The 23,300-nt window shown below is 73.1% G+C and carries 17 protein-coding genes; 8 read left to right on the forward strand and 9 right to left on the reverse strand.

Annotation, left to right across the window (positions count from 1 at the left end):
* Positions 1–65: 65 nt before the first annotated feature.
* Positions 66–3,011 carry an FAD-binding and (Fe-S)-binding domain-containing protein gene (locus tag ITX44_RS11480; protein WP_205357009.1) on the reverse strand — a complete coding sequence of 982 codons (2,946 nt, stop codon included), beginning with the start codon at positions 3,009–3,011 and terminating at the stop codon, positions 66–68.
* Positions 3,012–3,233: 222 nt separating this feature from the next.
* Here ITX44_RS11480 and serC point away from each other — a divergent pair, with 222 nt between their 5' ends.
* Positions 3,234–4,352, forward strand: a complete 1,119-nt coding sequence (gene serC, locus ITX44_RS11485) for a phosphoserine transaminase (RefSeq protein ID WP_205357010.1) — start codon at positions 3,234–3,236, stop codon at positions 4,350–4,352.
* Positions 4,353–4,444: 92 nt separating this feature from the next.
* On the opposite strand, the gene ITX44_RS11490 is transcribed toward serC, so the two are convergent.
* Positions 4,445–5,473 (reverse strand): hypothetical protein, encoded by a 1,029-nt coding sequence (locus ITX44_RS11490; protein ID WP_205357011.1) that lies wholly within the window; start codon positions 5,471–5,473, stop codon positions 4,445–4,447.
* Positions 5,474–5,520: 47 nt separating this feature from the next.
* Here ITX44_RS11490 and ITX44_RS11495 point away from each other — a divergent pair, with 47 nt between their 5' ends.
* Entirely contained in the window at positions 5,521–6,201 is a 681-nt protein-coding gene (locus ITX44_RS11495; protein ID WP_205357012.1) for a GDSL-type esterase/lipase family protein, read from the forward strand.
* Positions 6,202–6,267: 66 nt separating this feature from the next.
* Entirely contained in the window at positions 6,268–7,263 is a 996-nt protein-coding gene (locus ITX44_RS11500) for an aldo/keto reductase (protein WP_205357013.1), read from the forward strand.
* Positions 7,264–7,444: 181 nt separating this feature from the next.
* Here ITX44_RS11500 and thpR read toward each other — a convergent pair whose 3' ends face one another.
* The 3 genes from thpR to ITX44_RS11515 form a co-directional block, all read right to left on the reverse strand.
* Positions 7,445–8,062, reverse strand: a complete 618-nt coding sequence (thpR, locus tag ITX44_RS11505) for an RNA 2',3'-cyclic phosphodiesterase (protein WP_205357014.1) — start codon at positions 8,060–8,062, stop codon at positions 7,445–7,447.
* A 45-nt stretch (positions 8,063–8,107) separates the two neighbouring features.
* Positions 8,108–9,535: an MFS transporter gene (locus tag ITX44_RS11510; RefSeq protein ID WP_307795213.1), complete on the reverse strand. Its 1,428-nt coding sequence runs from the start codon at positions 9,533–9,535 to the stop codon at positions 8,108–8,110.
* A gap of 195 nt (positions 9,536–9,730) precedes the next feature.
* A complete protein-coding gene (locus ITX44_RS11515; RefSeq protein ID WP_205357199.1) occupies positions 9,731–10,108 on the reverse strand; it encodes a MarR family winged helix-turn-helix transcriptional regulator in 378 nt (125 codons plus the stop codon).
* A gap of 189 nt (positions 10,109–10,297) precedes the next feature.
* On the opposite strand from ITX44_RS11515, the gene ITX44_RS11520 reads away from it, so the two are divergent.
* Complete coding sequence (locus tag ITX44_RS11520; RefSeq protein ID WP_205357016.1) at positions 10,298–10,525, forward strand: hypothetical protein; 228 nt, start codon at positions 10,298–10,300, stop codon at positions 10,523–10,525.
* Here the strand turns inward: ITX44_RS11520 and ITX44_RS11525 are convergent.
* Both ITX44_RS11525 and ITX44_RS11530 read right to left on the reverse strand, forming a co-directional pair.
* Positions 10,515–11,534, reverse strand: coding sequence for a hypothetical protein (locus ITX44_RS11525; protein WP_205357017.1), 1,020 nt, complete (start codon positions 11,532–11,534; stop codon positions 10,515–10,517). The two genes, ITX44_RS11520 and ITX44_RS11525, sit on opposite strands and share 11 nt — an antisense overlap.
* 385 nt (positions 11,535–11,919) lie before the next feature.
* Positions 11,920–13,374 carry an NCS2 family permease gene (locus ITX44_RS11530; RefSeq protein WP_205357018.1) on the reverse strand — a complete coding sequence of 485 codons (1,455 nt, stop codon included), beginning with the start codon at positions 13,372–13,374 and terminating at the stop codon, positions 11,920–11,922.
* A gap of 200 nt (positions 13,375–13,574) precedes the next feature.
* Between ITX44_RS11530 and ITX44_RS11535 the strand changes: the two genes are divergently transcribed.
* Both ITX44_RS11535 and ITX44_RS11540 read left to right on the forward strand, forming a co-directional pair.
* Positions 13,575–13,856 carry a DUF2530 domain-containing protein gene (locus ITX44_RS11535; protein ID WP_205357019.1) on the forward strand — a complete coding sequence of 94 codons (282 nt, stop codon included), beginning with the start codon at positions 13,575–13,577 and terminating at the stop codon, positions 13,854–13,856.
* Positions 13,857–13,972: 116 nt separating this feature from the next.
* Complete coding sequence (locus ITX44_RS11540; RefSeq protein ID WP_205357020.1) at positions 13,973–16,378, forward strand: HAD-IC family P-type ATPase; 2,406 nt, start codon at positions 13,973–13,975, stop codon at positions 16,376–16,378.
* An 82-nt stretch (positions 16,379–16,460) separates the two neighbouring features.
* On the opposite strand, the gene ITX44_RS11545 is transcribed toward ITX44_RS11540, so the two are convergent.
* Positions 16,461–19,634, reverse strand: a complete 3,174-nt coding sequence (locus ITX44_RS11545) for a sacsin N-terminal ATP-binding-like domain-containing protein (RefSeq protein ID WP_205357021.1) — start codon at positions 19,632–19,634, stop codon at positions 16,461–16,463.
* 213 nt (positions 19,635–19,847) lie between these two features.
* Complete coding sequence (locus tag ITX44_RS11550; RefSeq protein ID WP_205357022.1) at positions 19,848–20,930, reverse strand: DUF3027 domain-containing protein; 1,083 nt, start codon at positions 20,928–20,930, stop codon at positions 19,848–19,850.
* Between the two features lie 270 nt (positions 20,931–21,200).
* Between ITX44_RS11550 and ITX44_RS11555 the strand changes: the two genes are divergently transcribed.
* The gene (locus ITX44_RS11555; protein WP_372440881.1) at positions 21,201–22,640 is read left to right on the forward strand and encodes an MFS transporter; all 1,440 of its coding nucleotides are present in this window, start codon (positions 21,201–21,203) and stop codon (positions 22,638–22,640) included.
* Positions 22,641–22,772: 132 nt separating this feature from the next.
* Positions 22,773–23,261, forward strand: a complete 489-nt coding sequence (locus tag ITX44_RS11560; RefSeq protein ID WP_205357023.1) for a hypothetical protein — start codon at positions 22,773–22,775, stop codon at positions 23,259–23,261.
* Positions 23,262–23,300 lie beyond the last annotated feature (39 nt).

Consider the following 23,300-nt stretch of genomic DNA (forward strand, 5'->3'; position numbering starts at 1 on the left):
GGGTGCGGCCCGGGGCGAGGCCCCGGGCCGCACCCGTAAGGGGCGCCGTCCATGGAGCCCGGGGCTTACCCGTCGCCCTGGGCTCCCGGCGTTGTCCCGGTCTGTCGGTCCAGGCCTTCCGCGAGGAGTTCGGCGAGGTGGCGGGCGTGGACTCCGCCGAGCTGGGCGAGTTGGGTGCGGCAGGAGAAGCCGTCGGCCAGGATCGCGGTGTCCGGGCCGGCCGCGCGTACGGCGGGCAGCAGAGCCTCCTCCGCGCAGGCCGCGGAGACCTCGAAGTGGCCTTCCTCGAAGCCGAAGTTGCCCGCCAGGCCGCAGCAGCCGCCGGTCAGCTCGCCGGTCAGGCCCGCCTTGTCCCGCAGCCGGCGGTCGGCGGCGTCGCCGAGCACCGCGTGCTGGTGGCAGTGGGTCTGCCCGGCCACCGCGGTGTCCAGGCGCGGCGGCGCCCAGTGCGGCGCGAACTCCTCCAGCGCCTCGGCGAAGGTCCGGACCGACGCGGCGAGCCGGGCGGCTCGCGGTTCGTCGGCCCCGAGCAGTTCGGGCAGGTCGGTGCGCAGGGCGGCGGCGCAGCTCGGTTCGAGGACGACGACGGGCAGCCCTTGGTCGAGTACGGGGCCCAGGTGGTCGAGGGTGCGCCGCATGACGGCCTTCGCCCGGGTGAGCTGCCCGGTGGAGACCCAGGTCAGGCCGCAGCACACCGGCTCCGGCGGGGTGCGTACGGTCAGTCCGGCGGCCTCCATGACCCGGACGGCGGCGCGGCCGACCTGGGGCGAGAGGTGGTCGGTGAAGGTGTCGGGCCACAGGACGACGGAGGGTCCGGACGATTCGGAACGGGTCGGTCCGGCGCTGGCTTGTCCTTCATTCGTGGCGCGGGTATCCCACCATCGAGTGAATGTTTCGGACGCGAGTTCGGGCAATTCGCGTTCCCGTGCGATGCCTGCGGCGCGCTTCGCCAGCCAGGCGGTTGACCGGGTCCGGCCAAAGAGATTCAGCGCCGGAGCGAACGGCGCGGCGGCCCGCAGCCAGACCGGAAGCCATCCCATCGCGTAGTGGGAACGGGGCCTGAGCCGACGTCGGTAGTGGTGGTGCAGGAACTCCGCTTTGTACGTGGCCATGTCCACTTCGACGGGGCAGTCGCTGCGGCATCCCTTACAGGAAAGGCACAGGTCAAGTGCGTCGCGGACCTCGGTGGACCGCCACCCGTCGGTGATCACCCGGCCGGCCAGCATCTCGTGCAGCAGGCGGGCCCGGCCGCGGGTGGAATGGCGTTCGTCGCCGGTCGCCCGGAATGACGGGCACATGACCGCGGAGCCCCCCGTCGGGACCGTCGCCGTACGGCATTTGGCCACGCCGACGCACCGCCGGATCGCGGTAGGAAAATCACCTCCATCACCCGGATAAGTGAATTCGACATCGACCGGACCGGAGCCCGCGGGGGCGAGCACGGCGAACCGCAGGTTGCTATCAATGGGGTCGGGACGCACGAGCATCCCCGGATTCAGTCCGCCGTCCGGATCCCAGAGATCCTTGAAATCTGAAAAGAGTGCGATCAGTTCCGGGCCGTAGATCCTCGGCAGCAGTTCGGCGCGCGCCTGCCCGTCGCCGTGCTCGCCGGAGAGCGAACCGCCGTGCGCCGCGACCAGGTCCGCGGCGGCCTCGGAGAAGCGGCGGAAGCGGGCGACGCCCTCCCGGTCCATGAGGTCGAAGTCGATCCGCACATGGACACAGCCGTCCCCGAAGTGGCCGTAGGGCGCGCCGCGCAGCCCGAACCGGCCCAGCAGGGCCCGGAATTCCCGCAGGTAGCCGCCCAGCCGGGCGGGAGGCACCGCGCAGTCCTCCCAGCCCGGCCATGCCTCGCTGCCGTCGGGCAGGCGGGTGGCGGTCCCGGCCGCGTCCTCCCTGAGCCGCCACAGCGCCCGCTGGCCGGCGGGATCGGCGATCACGCTGTGGTCCGTCGTGCCGCCCGCGTGCCGGCACAGGTCGCGCGCCCGGGCCAGTGCGTCCTCGGGGTCGTCGCCGCCGACCTCGACGAACAGCCACGCCCCGCCACGCGGCAGCCCACCGGCGGCCGGTCCGACGAGGTCCGCCGCCATCCCCTCCACCGTCAGCGGACGCAGGGGCAGCAGCAGATGAGCGGCCTCCGCCGCGGCGGACTCGTCGGGGTAACCGAGGACGGCGAGCACCCTGGCGGCAGGAACCGGGACCAGCCGCACGGTGGCCTCGGTCAGCACCCCGAGGGTGCCCTCGCTGCCGACGAAGGCCCGCACGGCGTCCCGCCCGTGCTCGGGCAGCAACCGGTCCAGGGCATAGCCGGAGATGCGGCGCGGCAGGTCCGGGAAGCCGGTGCGCAGCAGGGCCAGGTGACCGTCGGCCAGCTTCCGCATGCCCTCGCGCAGCCGGGCCGGGCCGGCCGCGGCGCCCGGGGCGGAGGCGCCGTTCATCGCGGTGGCGGCGGGGAGAGTGGTGAAGCCGCGGTCGAGCCGGAGCCGTTCGGCCCGGTAGGTGAGCACGTCCAAGGCAACCACGTTGTCCGCGGTGGTCCCCCAGGCGACCGAGTGCGAGCCGCAGGCGTTGTTGCCGATCATGCCGCCGAGGGTGCAGCGGCTGTGGGTGGAGGGGTCGGGGCCGAAGGTGAGGCCGTGCACGGCGGCGGCCGTTCGCAGGTCGTCCAGGACGACACCGGGCTGCACCCGGGCGGTCCGCGAACCGGGATCGATGTCCAGGATCCGGTTCATCCGGCGGGTGAAGTCCAGCACCACCCCGGTGCCGGTGGCCTGGCCGGCGATGGACGTGCCGCCGCCGCGCGGCACCACCGGCACGCCGTGGCGGCGGCACACGGCGAGCGCGGCGGCCACGTCGTCGGCGTCCTCGGGGGCGACGACCCCCATCGGCTCGCGCCGGTAGTTCGACGCGTCCATGGTCATCAGCGCCCGGCTCGCCGCGTCGAAGGCGACCTCCCCGCGTACCGCGCCGCGCAGCGCCCGCTCCACCTCATGTGCGAGATCGACCGTCATGCGCACATGCCTGCCCAGTCCGGCCGCGCCGGATGCCGCCCGCCACCGGCAGCCGGGAGCCGGCAGCCCCCACCGTCAAAGGCGAGCGTTGCCGGGCCACTCGTCAGGGTGTCACCCGGGGGAAGTACCGCCCACCTGCGGCCCGGCACTGAGGCGCCTCCGGCCCGTCTCACCCGATGGAACACTGGCGGAAACACTGCGGTTACGCACTACGCTGCGGGCGTGGCCGATATTCAGATTCCCGCTGACATCAAGCCCGCCGACGGACGGTTCGGGTCGGGCCCCTCCAAGGTGCGGACCGAGGCGCTGGACGCGCTGGCCGCCACCGGGACGTCCCTGCTCGGCACCTCTCACCGGCAGGCTCCGGTGAAGAACCTGGTGGGACAGGTCCGTGACGGCATCCGGCAGCTCTTCTCCCTCCCCGAGGGCTACGAGGTGGTGCTCGGCAACGGCGGCTCCACGGCTTTCTGGGACATCGCCACGCACGGACTGATCCAGAACAAGTCCCAGCACCTGTCGTTCGGGGAGTTCTCCTCGAAGTTCGCGAAGGCCGCGCAGCTCGCGCCGTGGCTGGCCGAGCCCACGGTGATCAAGTCGGAGCCGGGCAGCCACCCCGAGCCGGCCGCCGAGGCGGGCGTGGACGTGTATGCCTTCACGCACAACGAGACGTCCACCGGTGTCGCGGCGCCGCTGCACCGGGTGGCCGGCGCCGACGAGGGCGCGCTGGTGCTGGTGGACGCCACCTCGGGCGCGGGCGGCCTGCCGGTGGACATCACCGAGACGGACGTCTACTACTTCGCGCCGCAGAAGTCGTTCGCGGCCGACGGCGGGCTGTGGCTGGCGGTCTTCTCCCCGGCCGCGCTGGAACGGGCAGCCCGGATCGCGGAGTCCGGCCGGCACATCCCGGCGTTCTTCGACCTGCCGACCGCGATCGACAACTCGCGCAAGAACCAGACGTACAACACACCGGCGGTGGCCACCCTGTTCCTGCTCAACCAGCAGTTGGAGTGGATCAACGGTCAGGGCGGGCTGCCGTGGGCGGTGGAGCGCACCGCCGACTCGTCCTCGCGCCTGTACGCGTGGGCGGAGAAGGCGTCGTACGCCGCGCCGTTCGTCACGGACCCGGCGCAGCGGTCCCAGGTCGTCGGCACCATCGACTTCGAGGACGGCATCGACGCGGCGGCCGTGGCCAAGGTGCTGCGGGCCAACGGCGTCGTGGACACCGAGCCCTACCGCAAGCTGGGCCGCAACCAGTTGCGGGTCGCGATGTTCCCGGCGGTTGACCCGGCCGACGTCGAGGCGCTGACCGCCTGCGTGGACTACGTCATCGGCAAGCTCTGAGGCGCTGACGAGCCGCCTTCAGGGGCGCTTGGTGCCGGGACCCCCCGGCACCAAGCGCCCCTGCGGCTTCGTCGGCCGGGGCCGGGCGGCGGTCAGTCGTTCTGCCTGCGGCGGCGCCGGGCCGCGTTGCGCACCCAGATGCCCAGCAGGCCGATCCCGACGACCAGGGCCACTCCGGCCACCTTGCTGCCTTTGGTGGTCTTGGTGTCCTTGGTGGTGCTCTCGGTCGCCCCGCCCTTGCCGTTGTGGCCGCCGCTCTTGGCGTCGGAGGCCGGAGCGACGTTGTCCGGCAGGTCGGCGCCGCTGAGCGGGGCACGCCAGACCTTGCTCTCGTGGCCCTCGCTGCCGTACATCAACGCCCGCCCGTCGGTGGTGTAGGTGACGGACTCGCCCTGCGGCTGCACGGGGACGTCGAGGCTGCCGATCTTCTGCGGGCTGCCGTTGACCCAGCGGTAGTCGGTGGCCCAGAAATAGCCGCGCAGGACCAGACGGGAGCCGTCGGGCGAGAAGGCGCCGTCGGTCACCCACGGAACGTCGGCGATCGGCCGGAAGACGTTGACGCCCTTGGCGCTGAGGGTGGTGGGGCCGGCGTACAGATGGCCGCCGTTGTCGTTCTTGCTGGCGATGTAGACCCGCCCGGTCCTGGGATGGACCATCAGCGCCTCGGCGTCGCGGGGGCCGTTCTGGTAGCGGACGGTGAAGCGGGTGACGTCGACGGTCTGGTCGTGGAGCTGCCGTGGTTCGGGGAAGCGGTAGATCCACACCTCGGGCCAGGCGCCGTTGAGGTTGTCGCCTATGTCGCCGACGTAGAGGTCGCCGTCGGGGCCGAGGGAGATCGCCTCGCAGTCGCGGGCGTGGATGCCGCGCATGGTCACCTTGGCGAGGGTCTTGCCGGTGCGGGAGTCGATGGCGAAGACGTACGGCCCGTCGCCGCTGTCGTTGTGCGTCCAGTACACGCCCGGGTGGAGCCGGCTGGCGGCCAGGCCGCTGGATTCGGCGATCCGCGAGTCGCCGATGGTGAAGGCCACCGAGGGCCCGCTGTCGGCGACGGCGGAGGCGGCCGGAACCCCGACCAGGGCGAGGGCGGCACAGGCGCAGGCCACGGGAAGATACGCACGCATGCCCCCCAGTGTCCCCGGTCGCGTCCTGGTCATGGATGATGCCCCGCATGCGTTACCTCTTCGTCGGCGACTCGATGACCGTCGGTGCGGCCGGCGACTACACCTGGCGCTACCGGATGTGGCAGCACCTGCGGGGTCTGGGTGAGCCGTTCTCGGTGGTGGGGCCGCGGGTGACGCTGTACGACAGGGCGGCCGACGCGGCGGTCTCGTCGGACTACGCCGATCCGGGCTTTCCCCCGCACGCACGCCGCCATCTGGCGGGGTGGGGCGAGGGCTGGCGGCACATGGTCCCGCTGATAGGCGACGCCGTGCGCGAGCACCGCCCGGACGTGCTGCTGGTCTCGCTGGGCCTGATCGACCTGGGCTTCTACACCGACGCCGAGGAGACCGCGGCCAATGCGGCGCGGTTCGTCGCCGAGGCGCGGGCGGCCCGGCCGGGGCTGCGGATGGTGCTGCTGCCGGTGATCCCCAACAGCCGGGCGGATCTCGACCCGTACTTCGCGGACCAGTGCGCGGAGCTGAACACCCTGCTGGCCAAGGTGGTGGCCGACCTGGACTCCCCCGGCTCGTCGCTGCTGATGGCCTCGTACCCGCCGGGTTACGACATCCTGCTCGACACCTATGACGGGACGCACCCCAACGTCTCGGGCGAGCACAAACTGGCGGCGGCCTTCGCGGACGCGATGCACCAGGCGTGGGGCATCGGGACGCCGTACGAAGCGGCCTGACGACGCGATTCACGTCCATGGGGCAGCTCTTGATTCGAGCGCACTCCAAGGGCTTGGCTGGACGGTATGGAGTACACACAGCTCGGCCGTACGGGCCTGAAGGTCAGCCGCCTGGTGCTCGGCACCATGAACTTCGGTCCGCAGACCGACGAGGCCGACAGCCACGCGATCATGGACGCGGCGCTCGCCGCGGGGATCAACTTCTTCGACACCGCCAACGTCTACGGCTGGGGCGAGAACAAGGGCCGTACCGAGGAGATCATCGGCAGCTGGTTCGCGCAGGGCGGGGAGCGCCGCGAGCGGACCGTCCTGGCCACGAAGGTGTACGGCAACATGGCCGCCGAGGGCCAGGACTGGCCGAACTACGACCGGCTCTCGGCGCTGAACATCCGCCGGGCGGTGGAGGCGAGCCTGCGGCGGCTGGGCACCGAGTACGTCGACCTGATCCAGTTCCACCACGTGGACCGGCTCACCCCGTGGGACGAGATCTGGCAGGCGATCGACGTGCTGGTCGCCCAGGGCAAGGTCCTTTACGCCGGGTCGAGCAACTTCGCCGGCTGGCACATCGCGCGGGCCAACGAGACGGCGGCACGGCGCGGTTCGCTGGGCCTGGTCAGCGAGCAGTGCCTGTACAACCTGATGGAGCGCCGGGCCGAGATGGAGGTGATCCCGGCGGCGGAGGGGTACGGCCTCGGGGTGATCCCCTGGTCGCCGCTGCACGGTGGGCTCCTCGGCGGGGCGCTGCGCAAGCAGCGCGAGGGCGGCGGCGCCCGCTCCACCAGCGGCCGATCCGCGGACACGCTGAAGAGCCAGCAGCAGCGCGACCAGGTGCAGGCGTACGAGGACCTGTGCGACAAGCACGGCCTGCAGCCCGGTGAGGTGGGTCTGGCCTGGCTGCTGACCCGGCCGGGCGTGACCGGTCCGATCGTGGGCCCGCGTACCCAGGACCAGCTCGACTCGGCGCTGCGGGCGGCGGAGCTGAAGCTGTCCGAGGAGTTCCTGGCCGCGCTGGACGAGATCTTCCCGGGGCCCGGCGCTTCCCCGGAGGCCTTCGCCTGGTGACACGGTGACGCGGGCCGCCCGCGCCGGTGATCCGGCCGGGCGGTCCCGTCGGCGCCGGCCCGGACCGGCTGCCGGTCGCGTCGGGTCAGCGCACCGCCGCGGCCACGACCACCACCACGAGCAGCAGGACGAAGGCGGCGGTCATCACGCGGGTACGGGTCTTCGGGTCCACCCCTTGAGGTTAACCGGCGCCGCCCGGAGCTCCGGCCGGCGGGCCGCCCGTCCCGGGCCGGCGGCCGAGCGGCCAGGAGGCGACGGTCCGGTAGTGGGGCTGCTCGCCGGGCACCCCGGAGCGCGGTGGAATGCTGGCGACCAGGTGGAGGTCGGTCACCGGCCACGGTGAGCCGCGAAAGCCCGCCAGGGCGTCGGCGAAGGGCCGAAGCGCCACGTGGGACCGGCGCTGGGCGCGGGCCAGGGTCAGGTGCGGGTGAAAGCCGTGCTCCTCGTCGGCCGGGACGCCGGCCCGGCGGGCGGCGGCCCGTACGGTGTCCGCCAGCCGGCCCACGCCGGTGAGGTCGCCCTCGGCGCCGGTCCACAGGGTGCGGTCGCCGAACCGCCCCGCTCCGGAGAGCCGCAGCTCGCCGGGGCTGTGGCGGTGGGCGGCGCGGGCAAGGCGTTCGTCGAGCCCCGGCCGGGCCTCGTCCGGCACCTCGCCCAGGAAGGCCAGGGTGAAGTGCCAGCTCTCCGGCGCGGTCCAGCGCAGGGCGCCTGCGTGCTCCTGGGCGCGTACAGGAGCGAGCGCCGCGGTCAGCTCGGCGAGCGCGGCGGGCGGCGGCAGGAGCGCGACGAACAGCCTCATGGCGCGGGCGTCGTCATCCGGCGGGCTTCATAGGTCGTGCCGTCCTCATACGAGCGGCCGCGCGGCCGGGGCCAGCCCGGGGGCGGCGGGTTCGTCCGGCGCACCGGGGTCGGCCACCTCGGTGGCGTCGGCGGGATCGGTGGGCTCGGAGGGCGCCGGCGGCTCGGGGAGCGCGGTGGCGTCGGGGACCTCGGCGGTCGGTGTGGTGCGGGGCACAAAGGAGATGATCGGCTGTTTCGCACCGCGGCGCAGGTTGAGCTTCAGCCGCAGACCGCCGGTCCGGGCCAGGATCAGGCCCACGCCCAGCGCTGCAGCGGCGGATATCAGGCCGCCGGACACGAAGCCGGCCCGGGCGCCGAAGGTGTCGGTGACCCAGCCCATGAGCGGTCCGCCGATGGGCGTGCCGCCGACGAAGACCATCATGTACAGGCTCATCACCCGGCCGCGCATGATGGGGTCGCTGGCGAGCTGCACGGTGGCGTTGGCGGTGGTGTTGAAGGTCAGGCCGAAGATGCCGATGGGCACCAGCAGGACGGCGAAGAGCCAGAAGGCGGGGGCGAGGCCGGCCGCGGCCTCCAGGACGCCGAACAGCAGGGCGCCGCCGGCCAGCACACGCAGCCGGGTGCGGCTGCGGCGGGCGGCGAGCAGGGCGCCGATCAGCGAACCCGCGGCCATCAGGGTGTTGAGCAGGCCGTAGGTGCCGGCGCCGCTGTGGAAGACCTTGTTGACGAAGGCGGACAGCCAGATCGGGAAGTTGAAGCCGAAGGTGCCGATGAAGCCGACCAGGACGATCGGCCAGATGAGCTCGGGCTTGCCGGCCACGTAGTGCAGGCCTTCGCGGAGCTGGCCCTTGCCGCGCGGCACCCGTTCGATGCGGTGCAGTTCCGAGGTGCGCATCAGCAGCAGGCCGGTGAGGGGGGCGAGGAAGGACAGGCCGTTGATCAGGAAGGCCCAGCCGCTGCCCACCGCGGTGATCAGCACGCCGGCGATGGCCGGGCCGACCAGGCGGGCGGCCTGGAAGTTGGCGGAGTTCAGCGAGACGGCGTTGCGCACCGAGGCGGGGCCGACCATTTCCACCACGAACGTCTGCCGGGTGGGGTTGTCCACCACGGTGACCATGCCGAGCAGGAAGGCGATGGCGTAGACGTGCCAGACCTGGACGACTCCGCCGAGGGTGAGGCCGGCCAGGGTCAGGCCGAGCAGGCCGAGCGCGGCCTGGGTGAACAGCAGGATCTGCCGCTTGGGGTAGCGGTCGGCGATGACGCCGCCGTACAGGCCGAAGAGCAGCATCGGCAGGAACTGCAGGGCGGTGGTGATGCCCACCGCGAAGGACGAGCCGGTGATGCTGAGCACCAGCCAGTCCTGGGCAATCCGCGACATCCAGGTGCCGGTGTTCGAGATCACGGCGCCGGTGGCGAAGAGACGGTAGTTGCGGAAACGCAGGGAGCTGAAGGTTCCGGTGCGCTGTTCCACAGGGCGGCCAGGTTCGGTTGCGGGTGATGTTCCGGCTGCCGAACTCAATTCGGTTCTCGCCTGCCTTTCAACGTGACCCTCGGGGCCCCGGGTCGTTACGGTCCGCCGCGGGCGCGGTCGCGCCGGGCGGTACGGGTCACCGGCCCGATCGGGCCGGTGCCGGATGTCCTGTTCTCCGTGCGTCGCTGGTGTGCGTCACAGGTGTGCCAGCTTCTCCAGGACGGGGGCGGCCTGGCGCAGTACGGCCAGTTCCTCCTCGCTGAGGCTCTCGGCGAGGCCGGCCAGCCAGGCGTTGCGCTTGAGGCGGCTTTCCTCGAGCATCGCGGCGGCCTGTTCCGTGCTGCTGACCACCACCTGGCGGCGGTCCTCGGGGTGCGGTTCCCGGCGGACCAGGCCCTTGCCCTCCAGCATGGCCACGATGCGGGTCATGGAGGGGGGCTGGACGTGCTCCTTGCGGGCCAGCTCCCCAGGGGTCGCGGAGCCGCAGCGGGCCAGGGTCGCGAGCACCGACATCTCGGTCGGGCTGAGCGACTCGTCGACGCGCTGGTTGCGCAGCCGCCGCGACAGCCGCATGACAGCGGCCCGCAGGTCACTGACGGCGGTGCGGTCGGCATCGGAGAGTTCGGTCACAGTAGTTAGGTTAGCTCATTACCTAGCCTAACGACAATTGGGCAAACATCAGCCCCAGGGAACTCATCCGTTCGGGTGAGCCAGCAGCGGAAAGCGGCCCGCGCGCCCCCTTCGTACGGAGACCGTGGGCCCATGGCGACGAGAGTGCTCAGCCTCCGCATGGACGAGGATCTGTGGGACCGGATCCGCGCCCGGGCCGCCCGGCGCGGGATGAGCGCCCAGGACTACGTGATCGGGACACTGGTGCGCGACGACTTCGACGAGCGCTTCGAGGCCGCAGTGGACGAGACCGAGCGCTTCTACGGCGGCCGGCCCGGCGACCCGGCCGGCCGCCGGGGTGATCCGACCGTCAGCCGGTGAGCCGGTGCTCCCCGGCCGTGGCGCCGACGCCCAGGCACCCGCCGCAGTCGTGCGCCTGCGGATAGCCGGCGAGGGCGGCCAGGTGGTGGTGCTCGGGCAGCCGCAGCCCGGTCAGGTCCCGGTGGCCGCCCGAGGGGGCGGTGAGCACGGCGAGCTGAGCGGTCAGTGCCTGGCGCAGGTGGTTGCCGGCGACCACCTCGGTGCGCTGCCCGGCGCCGTCACGGACGTGGATGGCGTGGGTGTTCTTGTAGTCGTGGCCGGTCTGGTAACCGGGCTCGAAGACCAGGGTGACCCGGGTCCCGGAGGCGAGGACGGCCTCGGCGAACCGGTAGCGCAACTCGGAGCCGAACGGTATGTGGCCGAGGGCGATACGGCGCCGGGCCACCGAATAGCTGAAGGCGTCGCCGGCGGCGCGCGGATGACCGACCCGGCCGTGCACGGAGGAGTACAACTCGATCTCCGGCAGATCCCCGCCCCCGCCGACGACCCGCATTTCCGGGGTGACCAGCACGGGCGGGGTACGCAGATAACGCTCGTATTCGGTGCGGGGCACAATGGCACGGACGACGGCCAGCATATGCAGCCATTCATAGCCGACGGCTCCGTAGTGGGCGTCGACGAATCGGCCGCGGGCGATGTCGCGGTCGCGGTTCTTGGTGAATTCCACCGTGATCCGCGTAATACGGTCGCCGGGCCCGGAATCGACCGCGGACCGGAGAATCCGGGCGAAGTGGTGGACGGCGGGACTGTGCGCGTAGATGTCGTTGACGGCCACCCGGGCCCGGGGGTGCTCGGCCAGCAGGCGGAGCAGGGCGGGCAGGTCGCGGGGCGGACAGGCGGGCTGTTCGAGCAGCACCCGGGCCGCCGGATCGAGCCGCAACAGGCGGCGGACCAGCGGCAGATGCAATGGCCCCGGATCGGCGACGACCCAGGCGTCGACCGAGCCGGGCGCGGCCACCTCGGTGACGTCACCGGCATCGGCGGCGCCACCAGGGGCGACGGTCAGCACGCGGTGACCTTCTGCCCTCAACTGTGCGGTGCAGCGGGCGCCCGCCGCACCTAGTCCAACAACGGCAACTCTCATGACGGATCACTTCCCCCGTGGAAGCCGGAGGACGGATTCCGAAAATGTTGCCCCGGTTCCCGCACCTCCGTACTGTGCGCCGCGAACAGCGCATTTTCGTCGCGTCGCGCAGATTACCAACACGACTCGCCACAAGAGGGCGGGACGTGAGCCGAATCACAACGGAATAGCAGGAACGCAAGGAACCGGCAGATAAATGCGCCGCACAACCGCACGCGAACCGGTGCGGTTGTGCGGCGCCGTTCCGCACGAGCATGACGGGTGAGTGCTACGAACTCCCCGAACTATGAGCTCCCCGAACTCCTCGACCTCACACGAGGCCGAGGGACGGCATGAGGTAGTAGAAGGCGAACACCGCGCTGACCACGTAGAGCGCGACGGGCACCTCGCGCCAGCGGCCGGTGGCCAGGCGCAGCAGGCAGAAGGTGAGGAAGCCGATGCCGATGCCGTTGGTGATCGAGTAGGTGAACGGCATCAGCACCATCGTCAGGAACGCCGGAACGGCGATGGTGAAGTCGCTCCAGTCGATCTCCCGCACCGAGCCGGCCAGGATCAGGAAGCCGACCGCGACCAGCGCGGGGGTGGCGGCCTGGGCGGGCACCATGGTGGCCAGCGGGGTGAGGAACAGGGCGAGGACGAACATCAGCCCGGTGACGACGCTGGCCAGTCCGGTCCGGGCGCCTTCGCCGACCCCCGCGGTGGACTCCACGAAGCAGGTGTTGGCCGAGGAGGAGCTGGCCCCGCCGGCGGCCGTGGCGATGCCGTCGATCATCAGCACCTTGTTGATGCCGGGCAGGTCGCCCCTGGCGTCGAGCAGGCCGGCCTTGTCGCTGACGCCGAGGATGGTGCCCATGGCGTCGAAGAAGCAGGACAGCAGCACCGTGAAGACGAACAGCACGCCGGTGAGCACGCCCACCTCGTGGAAGCCGCCGAACAGGCTGACGTGGCCGATCAGGCCGAAGTCGGGGGTGGAGACCGGCTTGCCGGGCCACTTGGGGACGGTCAGGCCCCAGGAGGCGGCGGGGACGTGGGCGGCGGCGTTCACGATCAGCGCCAGCACGGTCATGCCGACGATGGACAGCAGGATCGCGCCGGGCACCTTGCGGATCATCAGGGCGAGGGTGAGCAGGGCGCCGAGGATGAAGATCAGTACCGGCCAGCCGTGCAGATGGCCGTCGGTGCCGAGCTGAAGCGGCACCGTGGTGTGGGCGGCGTCCGGGATCCGGGTGACGAAACCGGAGTCCACCAGGCCGATGAGCATGATGAACAGGCCGATGCCGATGGCGATGCCCTTGCGCAGGCCGAGCGGGACGGCGTTCATGACCCGCTCGCGCAGGCCGGTGGCGACCAGCACCATGATCGCCAGGCCGGCGAGGACCACCATGCCCATCGCGTCGGGCCAGCTCATCTTGGGGGCGAGCTGGAGGGCGACCACGGTGTTGACGCCGAGGCCGGCGGCGAGGGCGATCGGGACATTGCCGATCACGCCCATCAGCAGGGTGGTGAATGCGGCGGTGACCACGGTGGCCGTGACGAGCTGGCCGCCGCTGAGGTGGTGGCCGTATTTGTCCACCGCGGACCCGAGGATGATCGGGTTCAGCACGATGATGTACGCCATCGCGAAGAAGGAGGCCAGACCGCCGCGGATCTCGCGGGGGATGGTCGAGCCGCGTTCGGAGATGCGGAAATAGCGGTCCAGGCCGGTGGCGGGCGGGCGGCCGGACGGCTGCCGCGTGTCGACCGGAGCGGGGGCCGATATGGACATGCGAAAGGTCCTCTGGGGGTACGGGGACGCTCGCTTTGTGCGATCGTACGAATAATCCAGGCCGAACACCTGACCGCTTCAGTTGAACAGACAATGAACAAAAATGCGAATCTCCGCGTGTAGACACCTGGCGCCGCGGTCGCCCCGGTTATCCACAGGCACTCCGGCGCCGCCACCGCCCCCCCGCATACGATGGCCCCATGAGCAAGCAGCGAACTCCCCTGCGCGAGGCCCCGGAGCCCCTGGAGGCCAACGACGTGGCCACCGTCATGGTCGGCACCGCGGTGTGGTTCGTGCTGTTCGTCGTGCAGCTCCCCTTCTACGGGTGGTACTCCGACCACGGCCACACCTGGTTCATCTGGACCTGCCTGGCCGGTGGCTGCCTGGGCCTGGTCGGCCTGAAGTACGTCACCTCCCGCCGTGACGCGATACGCCGGGCCGCCGCCGCCCGCGCGCAGGAGGACGGCCGCATATCCGGCTGACCCCACCGGCCCGCCGACCCGGCTGACACCGCCTCCAGCGGCACGTCCGACACCGCGAAACGGTCGCAAGCCCTCACAAGGGGTGGAAGCGACTTGGCCCACGTACCGTCGAACCCATGACGGAACGCACGCACACCGAGGTCGCCGCCCGCCGTCCCGGGCTCAGCGCGGCCGAGGTCGCGGAGCGCGTGGCACGCGGCGAGGTCAACGACGTACCCGTCCGGTCCTCCCGCTCGGTCACCGGCATCGTGCGTGCGAACGTGTTCACCCGGTTCAACGCGATCATCGGTGTGCTGTTCCTGATCATCCTGATGGTCGGCCCCATCCAGGACGGGCTGTTCGGCATCGTCATCGTGGCCAACACCGCGATCGGCATCGTCCAGGAGCTGCGGGCCAAGCGGACCCTGGACAGCCTGGCGGTGATCGGCGAGGCCCGGCCCACCGTGCGGCGGGACGGCGCGGCCGTGCGCATCCCCACCTCCGGCATCGTGCTCGGCGACCTGATCGAGCTCGGCCCGGGCGACAAGGTGGTGGTCGACGGCGAGACCGCGGAGGCCGACGGGCTGGAGATCGACGAGTCGCTGCTCACCGGGGAGACGGAGCCGGTGATCAAGCGGGACGGCGATCCGGTGATGTCGGGCAGCTTCGTGGTGGCCGGCGGCGGGGCGTTCACCGCGACCAGGGTAGGCCGGGAGGCGTACGCGGCGCGGCTGGCCGAGGAGGCGTCCCGGTTCACCCTGGTGAACTCCGAGCTGCGCGGCGGCATCAGCCGGATCCTGAAGTACGTGACCTGGCTGATGGTGCCGACCGCGGTGGGGCTGGTCATCAGCCAGTTCACGGTGGAGAGCCACGACTGGCGGGAGTCCGTGCGGCGCACGATCGGTGGCATCACGCCGATGGTGCCGGAGGGGCTGGTGCTGCTGACCTCGATGGCCTTCGCGATCGGCGTGATCCGGCTCGGCCGCAGACAGTGCCTGGTGCAGGAGCTGCCCGCGATCGAGGGGCTGGCCCGGGTCGACACGGTGTGCCTGGACAAGACCGGCACCCTCACCGAGGGCGGCATGGACGTCACCGAGCTGCGGACGCTCGACGGCGCCGACCGGGACCGCGCGGCGCGGGCGCTGGCCGCGCTGGGCGGCGTCGAGTCGCGGCCCAACGCCAGCCTCCAGGCGATCATCGACGCCTACCCGCCGGCCGGGGCGGACGGCTGGCGGTGCACGGCGGCGCTGCCGTTCAGCTCGGCGCGCGGCTACAGCGGGGCGGCGTTCGCCGAGCCGGGCGGCGGGGCGGGCACCTGGCTGCTGGGCGCGCCCGACGTGCTGCTGCCGGACGGGCACCCGGCACTGGCCGAGGCGGACCGGCTGGGCGGCACAGGGCTGCGGGTGCTGCTGCTGTCCCGGTCCGAGCGGGCGCCGGGCGACCCGCGGGCGGCGCGGGCGGTCGACCCGCAGGCGCTGGTCGTGCTGGAGCAGCGGCTGCGGCCGGACGCGGCGGACACCTTGCGGTACTTCGCCGAGCAGGACGTACGGACGAAGGTGATCTCGGGGGACAACGCGCGGTCGGTGGGCGCGGTGGCGGGCAAGCTGGGGCTGCCGGGGGCCGAGCGCCCGGTGGACGCGCGGCGGCTGCCCCGGGAGCGGGAAGCGATGGCGGCGGCGGTGGAGGAGGGCTCGGTGTTCGGCCGGGTCACGCCGCAGCAGAAGCGGGAGATGGTCGGGGCGCTCCAGTCGCGCGGTCACCATGTGGCGATGACCGGTGACGGGGTCAACGACGTGCTGGCGCTGAAGGACGCCGACATCGGGGTGGCGATGGGCTCGGGTTCGGAGGCGACGCGGGCGGTGGCGCAGATCGTGCTGCTCGACAACAGTTTCACGTCGCTGCCGTCGGTGGTGGCCGAGGGCAGGCGGGTGATCGGCAACATCACCCGGGTCGCCACGCTGTTCCTGACCAAGACGGTGTTCTCGGTGCTGCTGGCGCTGCTGGTGGTGTTCTGGCAGATCCCGTACCCGTTCCTGCCGCGGCATCTGACACTGCTGTCGACACTGACCATCGGGGTGCCGGCGTTCTTCCTGGCGCTGGCGCCGAACAGGGAGCGGGCCAGACCGCAGTTCGTGCGGCGGGTGCTGCGGTACGCGACGCCCGCGGGGGTGATCTGCGGGCTGGCGGCCTTCGCCACGTATCTGGTGGCGCGGCACCACTACACCGGTGCGGGGGCGCTGAACGCCGAGACCAGCGCGGCCACGCTGGCGCTGTTCCTGCTGGAGCTGTGGGTGCTGGCGATCGTGGCCCGCCCCTACACCTGGTGGCGGATCGTGCTGGTGCTGGCGATGGTGGCCGGATTCGGGGTGGTGCTGGTGGTGCCCGCGTTGCAGCGGTTCTTCGCGCTGAAGCTGGTGGGCGAGCAGGTGCCGTGGACGGCGGTGGCCATCGTGGCCGTGGCCGGGGTGGCCCTGGAGGTGGCGTGGTCCTGGGTGCGCCGCCGCGAGCCCAAAGCCCTCGCGGCGGCGGCCGCGTCGTCCTGAATCGTCCTGACGAGAGGGGCACCCGGCCGCCCCGACCCGCTCGGGCCGCTCGCCCCGGGCCGCCCGAGCCGGACAGCGCCGGTCAGTCGAACCAGCGCGCCTCGGCCAGTTCGTCGGTGCGGGTCGGGTCCTCCAGCAGCGCGGCCAGTTCGAAGCGCCGCTGCCAGTGCCCGGTGGCCCAGGCCAGGCCAGCGGCGACGCCTTCGACGGTGGCGGCGTGCAGGGTGCCGTCGATCCAGCGCCAGTCGAGTTCGACGTTGCCGGTGACGAGGAGTTCCTCGTGCTCGATGTACTCGCTGGGGGCGCCGGGCAGCAGGTCGTGGACGGCCGGCAGCACCTCGTGCGGCTCGCCCTCGGAGATCACCTCGGCCTCCACCGCCTCGCTGAGCCGCCGGACCTGGAACAGCTCGGCCAGCGCGCCGGCCAGCCGGGGCGGGACCGGCAGCAGCGGCCGGCCCGCGGTCAGCGGGAGCAGGTCGGGGGCGTCGGCGACCAGGGCGTCGGCGGCGTCCACCACCTCGGGGACCCCGTCCACGACGGCCCGCAGGTCCTCCGGGAGCAGGTTGATCTGCTCGGGGTCGAGGTCGGCCAGCGCCGCGTAGAGCCGGTGGAGCTGGGCGGGGGTGACGGGACGGTCCGGGTCGGCGAGCCGGGCCAGGAGTTCGGCGGGGCCGCCCGGCTCGGACAGCAGGGCCGGCACGGAGGTGCGTACCCCCAGGGCCCGCAGCACCTGCTCGTCCACCTCGGTGTCGGTCTCGGCCTCGTCGTAGAGTCCGGCCAGCAGCCGGTCGCCGCCGGCCGCGCGCAGCCCGACCGGCCGGCGGCCGTCCAGCACGGGGTGGTCGCGCAGCCACCAGGCGGCGTGCGGGCGTACCGACTCGGTGGTGCCGTCCGGCAGCAGCACCCGTACGGGGGCGGTGATCGCCTCCCGCAGCGGCGGCCGGGACAGCAGGGCCAGCGCCTGCGGCCAGGCGTCGTCGTCCACCAGGTCCAGGTCGCGCACCCCGACGATCTCGGTGGCCACCGGCGGCACATCGGTCTCGGGCAACTGGTCGAGGACGTCCTCGCACCACACGTCCACCGCGTCCAGCAGGCCGACGTCGTCCGGCTCGGCCCAGTCGCTGTCGCGCGGTTCGAGGTCGTCGGGGTCGAGCACCACGTCGGCGGCGCGCACCAGGGCGAAGGTGGCGAGCACCCCGACCGCGGTGAGCGGCTGCTCGCCCCAGCGCTGGGCGAATTCGGCGTCCACCGCGGCGAGTTCGCCCTCGCGCAGCACGGCCTCCAGCGGGCTGCCGGGCAGCACGAGTTCGCCGGCCGGGGCGAGTTCGCCGTCCTCGTCGGGCAGGGCGAGCGCGGACAGCCACGGTTCGTCGCCGGGGGCGAGCCCGGCGGCCCTGGCCAGGCTCAGCACGGTGTCGGCGAGCTCCTCGGAGTCCAGTCCGCCCTCGTCGTCCCAGGCGGGGCGGTCCTCGTCCAGCGAGGCGGCGACGGCGGCCCGTACCTGCGGCGTGTTCAGTACGGCCCGCGGGGTGGCCGGGGCGGCGCCCAGCTTCTCCAGCAGCGGGTGGGCGGCGTCGGGGTGGGCGACCCGCAGGCCGAGCCGGGCCAGCACCTCCGGTTCCAGGTCGGCGGCGTCCTCGCCGCGCACCGGCAGCAGCACCTGCCGGGGGCCGACCACCGTACGGCCGTCGCCGAGCGGTACGGGCAGGCCGCTGAGGACCTCGGCGTCGGTGCCGGCCAGGGCGTCGTAGAGCCGGTACCACCAGTCGGCGGGGCGTTCGGCGCCGGCCAGCCGGTCGATGGCGTCGGCGAGGGTGAGGCGGGCGACGCCGAGCTGGCGCAGCGCGGGGCGCCGTTCGAGGGTGGAAGGCAGCAGGGTGGGCAGCACCTCGGCCAGCACCCGCACGGCCTCGGCGGTGGCGCTCTCGACGATCTCGGCCTCGCGCGGCCGCAGCGCGCGGCCCTCGCCGGCCAGCGGCCCGCCGTCCTCGTCCCAGGAGACGGTCTCCGGCTCGGCCCCGGTGGTCTCGGCGGCGCGCGGCAGGAAGGGCGTGCGCGGCAGCTCTGCGAGGATGCGGCGGCGCAGTTCCGCGTCCAGCTCGCCCTTGCCGAGCGGGCCGGGCACCAGGTCCACCACCCCGGTGGACACCGGCCGCCAGGTGGCGAGCAGCGTCACGTAGGACTCGGCGGCGCGCGCCAGCAGGAAGTCGGTGAGCGGGCCGGGAGCGGCGTGCCGGCGGGTCGGGTCGAGCGGGAAGGTGGCCAGCAGCAGCGCGGGCAGGCCGAGCGGTTCGTCGGTGGGCGTCGGGGCGTGCACCACGTCCGCGGTGTGCGGGGCGACCGGGGCGCCCTCCGCGTCCACCGGCACGGCCCAGGTCACCGACCAGACCGGGCGCAGCCGCTCCTCCACGGGGCGGTCGGCGAGCAGTTCCGGCGCGAGCGCGCCCGCGGCGGAGGTCACCCGCCAGCGCACCGGCTCGGGCCGCGCGCTGTCCTCGACCACCACGTCGCCGCCGTCGAGTTCGCGGCGGCTCAGCGTCCGCACGCCGGCGGAGGTCTCGATCACCACTTCGGCCAGGCCCGGCAGGGCGAGCAGCAGGGCGTCGTCCACGGCGGACAGCAGACGGTTCGTCAGGTCCTGGGCGGCCCCGTCGCGCAGCGGCAGGATCACCACGGTGTCGTACGGCTCGGGCGCACGCCCCTCGGCGGGGAACGGCAGCCGCAGCAGCGGTACGTGGCCGTCGCGGCGGCGCAGTTCCTCGGCCAGGCCCGGGATCGCGGCGGCCAGGTCACGGGCCTCGGGCAGCGACCAGCGCACGCCCCCGGTGCGGCTGACGACCGCGGGCTCGTCGCTGACCGCCAGGACCGCGGCGAAGCCGACACCGAAGCGGCCGACCGCGGCCGCGCCGTCGTCGCGCTTGGCGGAGGCGCGCAGGGTGGACAGCGACTCCACGGCCGCCGGGTCCAGCGGGGCGCCGGTGTTGGCGGCGGCCAGCACCGCGGGCTCGTCGGCGGTGGCCTCGTGGAGGGTCAGCCGCAGCCGCCCGGGCACGCCGGCCCGTACGGCGGCGTCGGCGGCGTTCTGGGCCAGCTCCACGACCAGCCGGTCGCGGTGGCCGCCGAGGGCGAGGTCCTCCTCGGCGTTGGCGTCCTCACGGAAGCGGGCCGCCGAGGCGGACCAGGAAGTGAGAACGGCCTGGCGCAGCGCTGCCGTGCGGAAGGGATCGGGGTGGCCTTCCGGGGATGTGCGGATCACGCCTGCGCGGGTCACGTACGGCCTTCCGTTGCGGGGTCCGGCCCCTGGCGGGGCCCTGCACCGCCTGACGGTACCGCCATTCGGCCCGTCGCGGGCGCGGGGCCGGTACGACCGCGGCCGGCCGCCCGGAGCGGGCCCGGACCAGCGGGAAGCGGCACGCCCGCGGCACCTGGCGCCGGGAAACGCGAACCCCGGGCCCAGGCGCCGGAGAACCTACGAGTGCCCGAGGTCGTCCTCGGCCGGCGCCGCGGCCTCCTCCTCGTCCACGGAGGAGGCACGGTCGGGGTGCAGGGGCATCGGCTCGGTGTCGCGGAACTCGTCCAGCACCATGGGCACGGGGTGCGGCGGGGCGGGCATGACGGCCGCCTCGGAGTGGGCGCCGCAGCCGTAGGCCAGCGAGACCATGCGGCCGTCGGCGGGCGAGAACTCGTTGGCGCACACGCCGAACGCCTGGCTGAGCGAGCCGCCGATGGGCACCAGGAAGCCGCAGCTCGCGCAGGGTGCGGGCGCTCCCTGCGCCATCGGGGTCTTCGGCCCGAACTGCTCCTCCCAGCGGTCGGCGGCGACGTGCAGGCCGAACCGCGAGAGCACCCGGGCGCGGCCCATGCCGAGCTGCGCGGCCACCGAGGAGATCTCGGCGATGGACGGCGTCTCCACGACATAATTGCCGCCGCCCTCGGCGCCCGCCCCGCCCGCCGCCTTTGTGTCGACGACCTCGATGTCCGCCTCGGTCAAAGGCCCCGTCGCAGGCCCCGTCAGAGGTCCCGTCGCAGACTCCGCCGCAGGCCCTGGAACGGGCTCGGCCGGGGCCTCGGCCGGCTCCTGTGCGGCGGGCGCGCCCGGCGCCATGGAGACGGCCTCCCCCGCCGGTCCCTGCGGCACCAGGGGCCTGTGCCACGGCGCGGGCTGCTGCGCCCCCTCGCCGGTCCAGCCCGGCTCCAGGCGCAGGTCGTCGGCCTCGGTGGGCAGCAGGTCACCCGGGCCCAGGTCGCCGGGGCGCAGCCGGTCGCTCCACGGCACCCACTCCGGCGCGAGTACGGCGTCGGCGCCGGGCAGCAGCACCGTTTCGTCAATGGTGATGTTCTTGGCGCGGGCGGCCCGGGTCAGAGTCGTGGCCCATTGCCAGCCGCGATAGGCGGGCTCTTTGCACGCGAAGAGGTGAGTGACGACGCGGTCGCCCTCGGCGACGACACCGAGGTGCTCGCCCACGGAGTCGGGTCCGGCCGCCTCCAGGGTGACGGCGAGCGCGACGTCGACCGCCTCGGCGCACAGACGGTCAGGGGTACGGCTTCGCATCGCAGGGCTCACAGAAATCGTTTCTCTCTCTACGCCGTCTCACGTGTGCGCTCGCGGGCTCACGCCCGGCGTACCCGGGACGGACGAGGGGCGGCGGCGGAGCGGACCTGTGGACCGCTGCAACGCGCTCATTCCCCGGCATCCCCGGACCGCCCGAGCGTCCCCGGGCGCACCTGCTGAGTCCATTCTGCGCGATGGCACGGTACCGGTGCGCACCACGCGGGCAAAGGATGGGGGTGCGCACACTCCCGATTGGGGCAGGATTGCGTCGTGGCACGAACGGTGACCGCGGGCCCCGGGCCCGCACGCAGGGCCGGCCGCGCTCTCGCCGGCGGCGTGGGGCGGTCGGTCCAGGCCGCCGTGCGCCGAGTGCGGCGGTCCACCCATGCCGGCGGCGCGGGCGAATCGGGTCTGGCCAAGCTGATCGAACTGCACGCCGTCAACTCCGCCGGCGACATGATGATCACCGTGGCGCTGGCCAGCACGGTGTTCTTCTCGGTGCCCAGCGGCCAGGCCCGCGGCCGGGTCGCGCTCTACCTGCTGATCACCATGGCGCCCTTCGCGCTGCTCGCCCCCGTGATCGGCCCGCTGCTGGACCGTATGCAGCACGGCCGCCGCGCCGCGATGGCCGCCTCGATGATGGCCCGCGCGGTTCTGGCCTGGACGATGGCCGGCGTCATCTCCACCGCCGGGCTGGGGCTTTATCCGGCGGCACTCGGCGTGCTGGTCGCGTCCAAGGCGTACGGGGTGGTACGCAGCGCGGTGGTCCCGCGTCTGCTCCCGGGCCGCACCACCCTTGTCAAGGCCAACTCACGCGTCACCCTCGCGGGTCTGCTCGCCACGGCGGTGGCCGCGCCGATGGCCGGCGGGCTGCACGCGATCGGGCCGCAGTGGCCGCTGTACGGGGCGTTCGTGATCTTCACGTGCGGGGCGCTGCTGTCGATCGCGCTGCCGGCGAAGGTGGACTCCGCCCGCGGCGAGGCCAAGGCCCGGCTGACCGCCGACGAGGAGGCCGGCGACCAGGCCGCCGGGGCGACGGACACGGTGGCCGCCCCGAAGACCGGCAAGGAGCCCGCCGAGGAGGGCGCCGGCGCGTCGAACCGCAAGGAGCAGGGCCTGCTCGGGGTCGGCCCCTCGGTGCTGCACGCGCTCCAGGCCAACGGCGGGCTGCGGGCACTGTCCGGCTTCCTGACCATGTTCCTGGCGTTCATGCTGCGCGAGCACCCGCTGGGCGGTCTGACCCCGGCGATGTCGCTGGGCGTGGCCGTCACCGCGGCCGGCGTGGGCAACGGCCTGGGCACCGCGCTGGGCGCCTGGCTCAAGGCGCGCGGCCCCGAGGTCATCATCACCGCCGTGATGCTGTGCGCGCTGTCCGCGGCCACGATCGCGGCGAGCTGGTTCGGGCTGTTCACGGTGGCCGCGGTGGTGTCCGTCGCGGGCATCTCCCAGGCGCTGGCCAAGCTGTCGCTGGACGCCCTTATCCAGCGGGACGTGCCCGAGGAGGTCCGCACCTCCGCGTTCGCCCGCTCCGAGACGGCGCTCCAGCTGTCCTGGGTGGTCGGCGGCGGCATCGGCATAGTGCTCCCGCTCAACGGCTCGCTGGGCATGGCGGTGGCCGCCGCGCTCGTTCTGGTGGGCTTCGCGCTGTCGGTACGCGGCCTGTTCGGCGGCGCCCGCCGCGGCGGTACGGCGCGCGCCCGGGTGGCCTGAGCCGGGGGGCCCGCGCGGGCAACGCCCGCCTCCCCGCCGGGAAACCCGCGGCCCGCTCCTCCGGCTCGGCGCCGGCGAACACGTCGCACCCCCGCGCAGGTGCCCCGGACCTGCCCCGGTAGCCTCACCCCCATGAGCATTCGCCGCGCCGCCACCACCATCGGTGCCATCTCCCTGGGGCTGGTCGCCCTTTCCGCCTGCGACAAGCCGACCCCGCTGGCAACGGTGACCGTGGGTTCCCGGTCCGTGACCGCCGAAGCCTTCCCCAAGTGCTACGCGAACGGCGCGAAGCTGCCGAGCACGATCTTCCGGTCCTGCCTGGAGGCGGCGCCCAAGCACCACCTGACGGTCGGGTACGGCGACACGGTGCGCGTCGGGGTGGACCCGAAGATCGCCAACAAGGGCTGGCTGATCGCGAACGGCACCACCCTGAACCCCCCGCAGGACCTCAAGGGCAAGACGTACTGGACGCTGGACAGCACGACCCTCTTCGAGCAGCAGGACCCGCAGACCGGACAGACCGTCCCGGTGAACGAGGTCACCCTGAACATCGTCGAGTCCCCCGACCCCGCGGGCTCGGACATCTTCGGTGTCTGGAAGATCAAGCTCGTCAAGAGTTGACCGGCGGCAGGCGGTACGGGCACCCGGTCCGGCGGCGCG

The sequence above is a fragment of the Actinacidiphila acididurans genome, assembly GCF_016918855.1.
Taxonomy (GTDB): domain Bacteria; phylum Actinomycetota; class Actinomycetes; order Streptomycetales; family Streptomycetaceae; genus Actinacidiphila; species Actinacidiphila acididurans.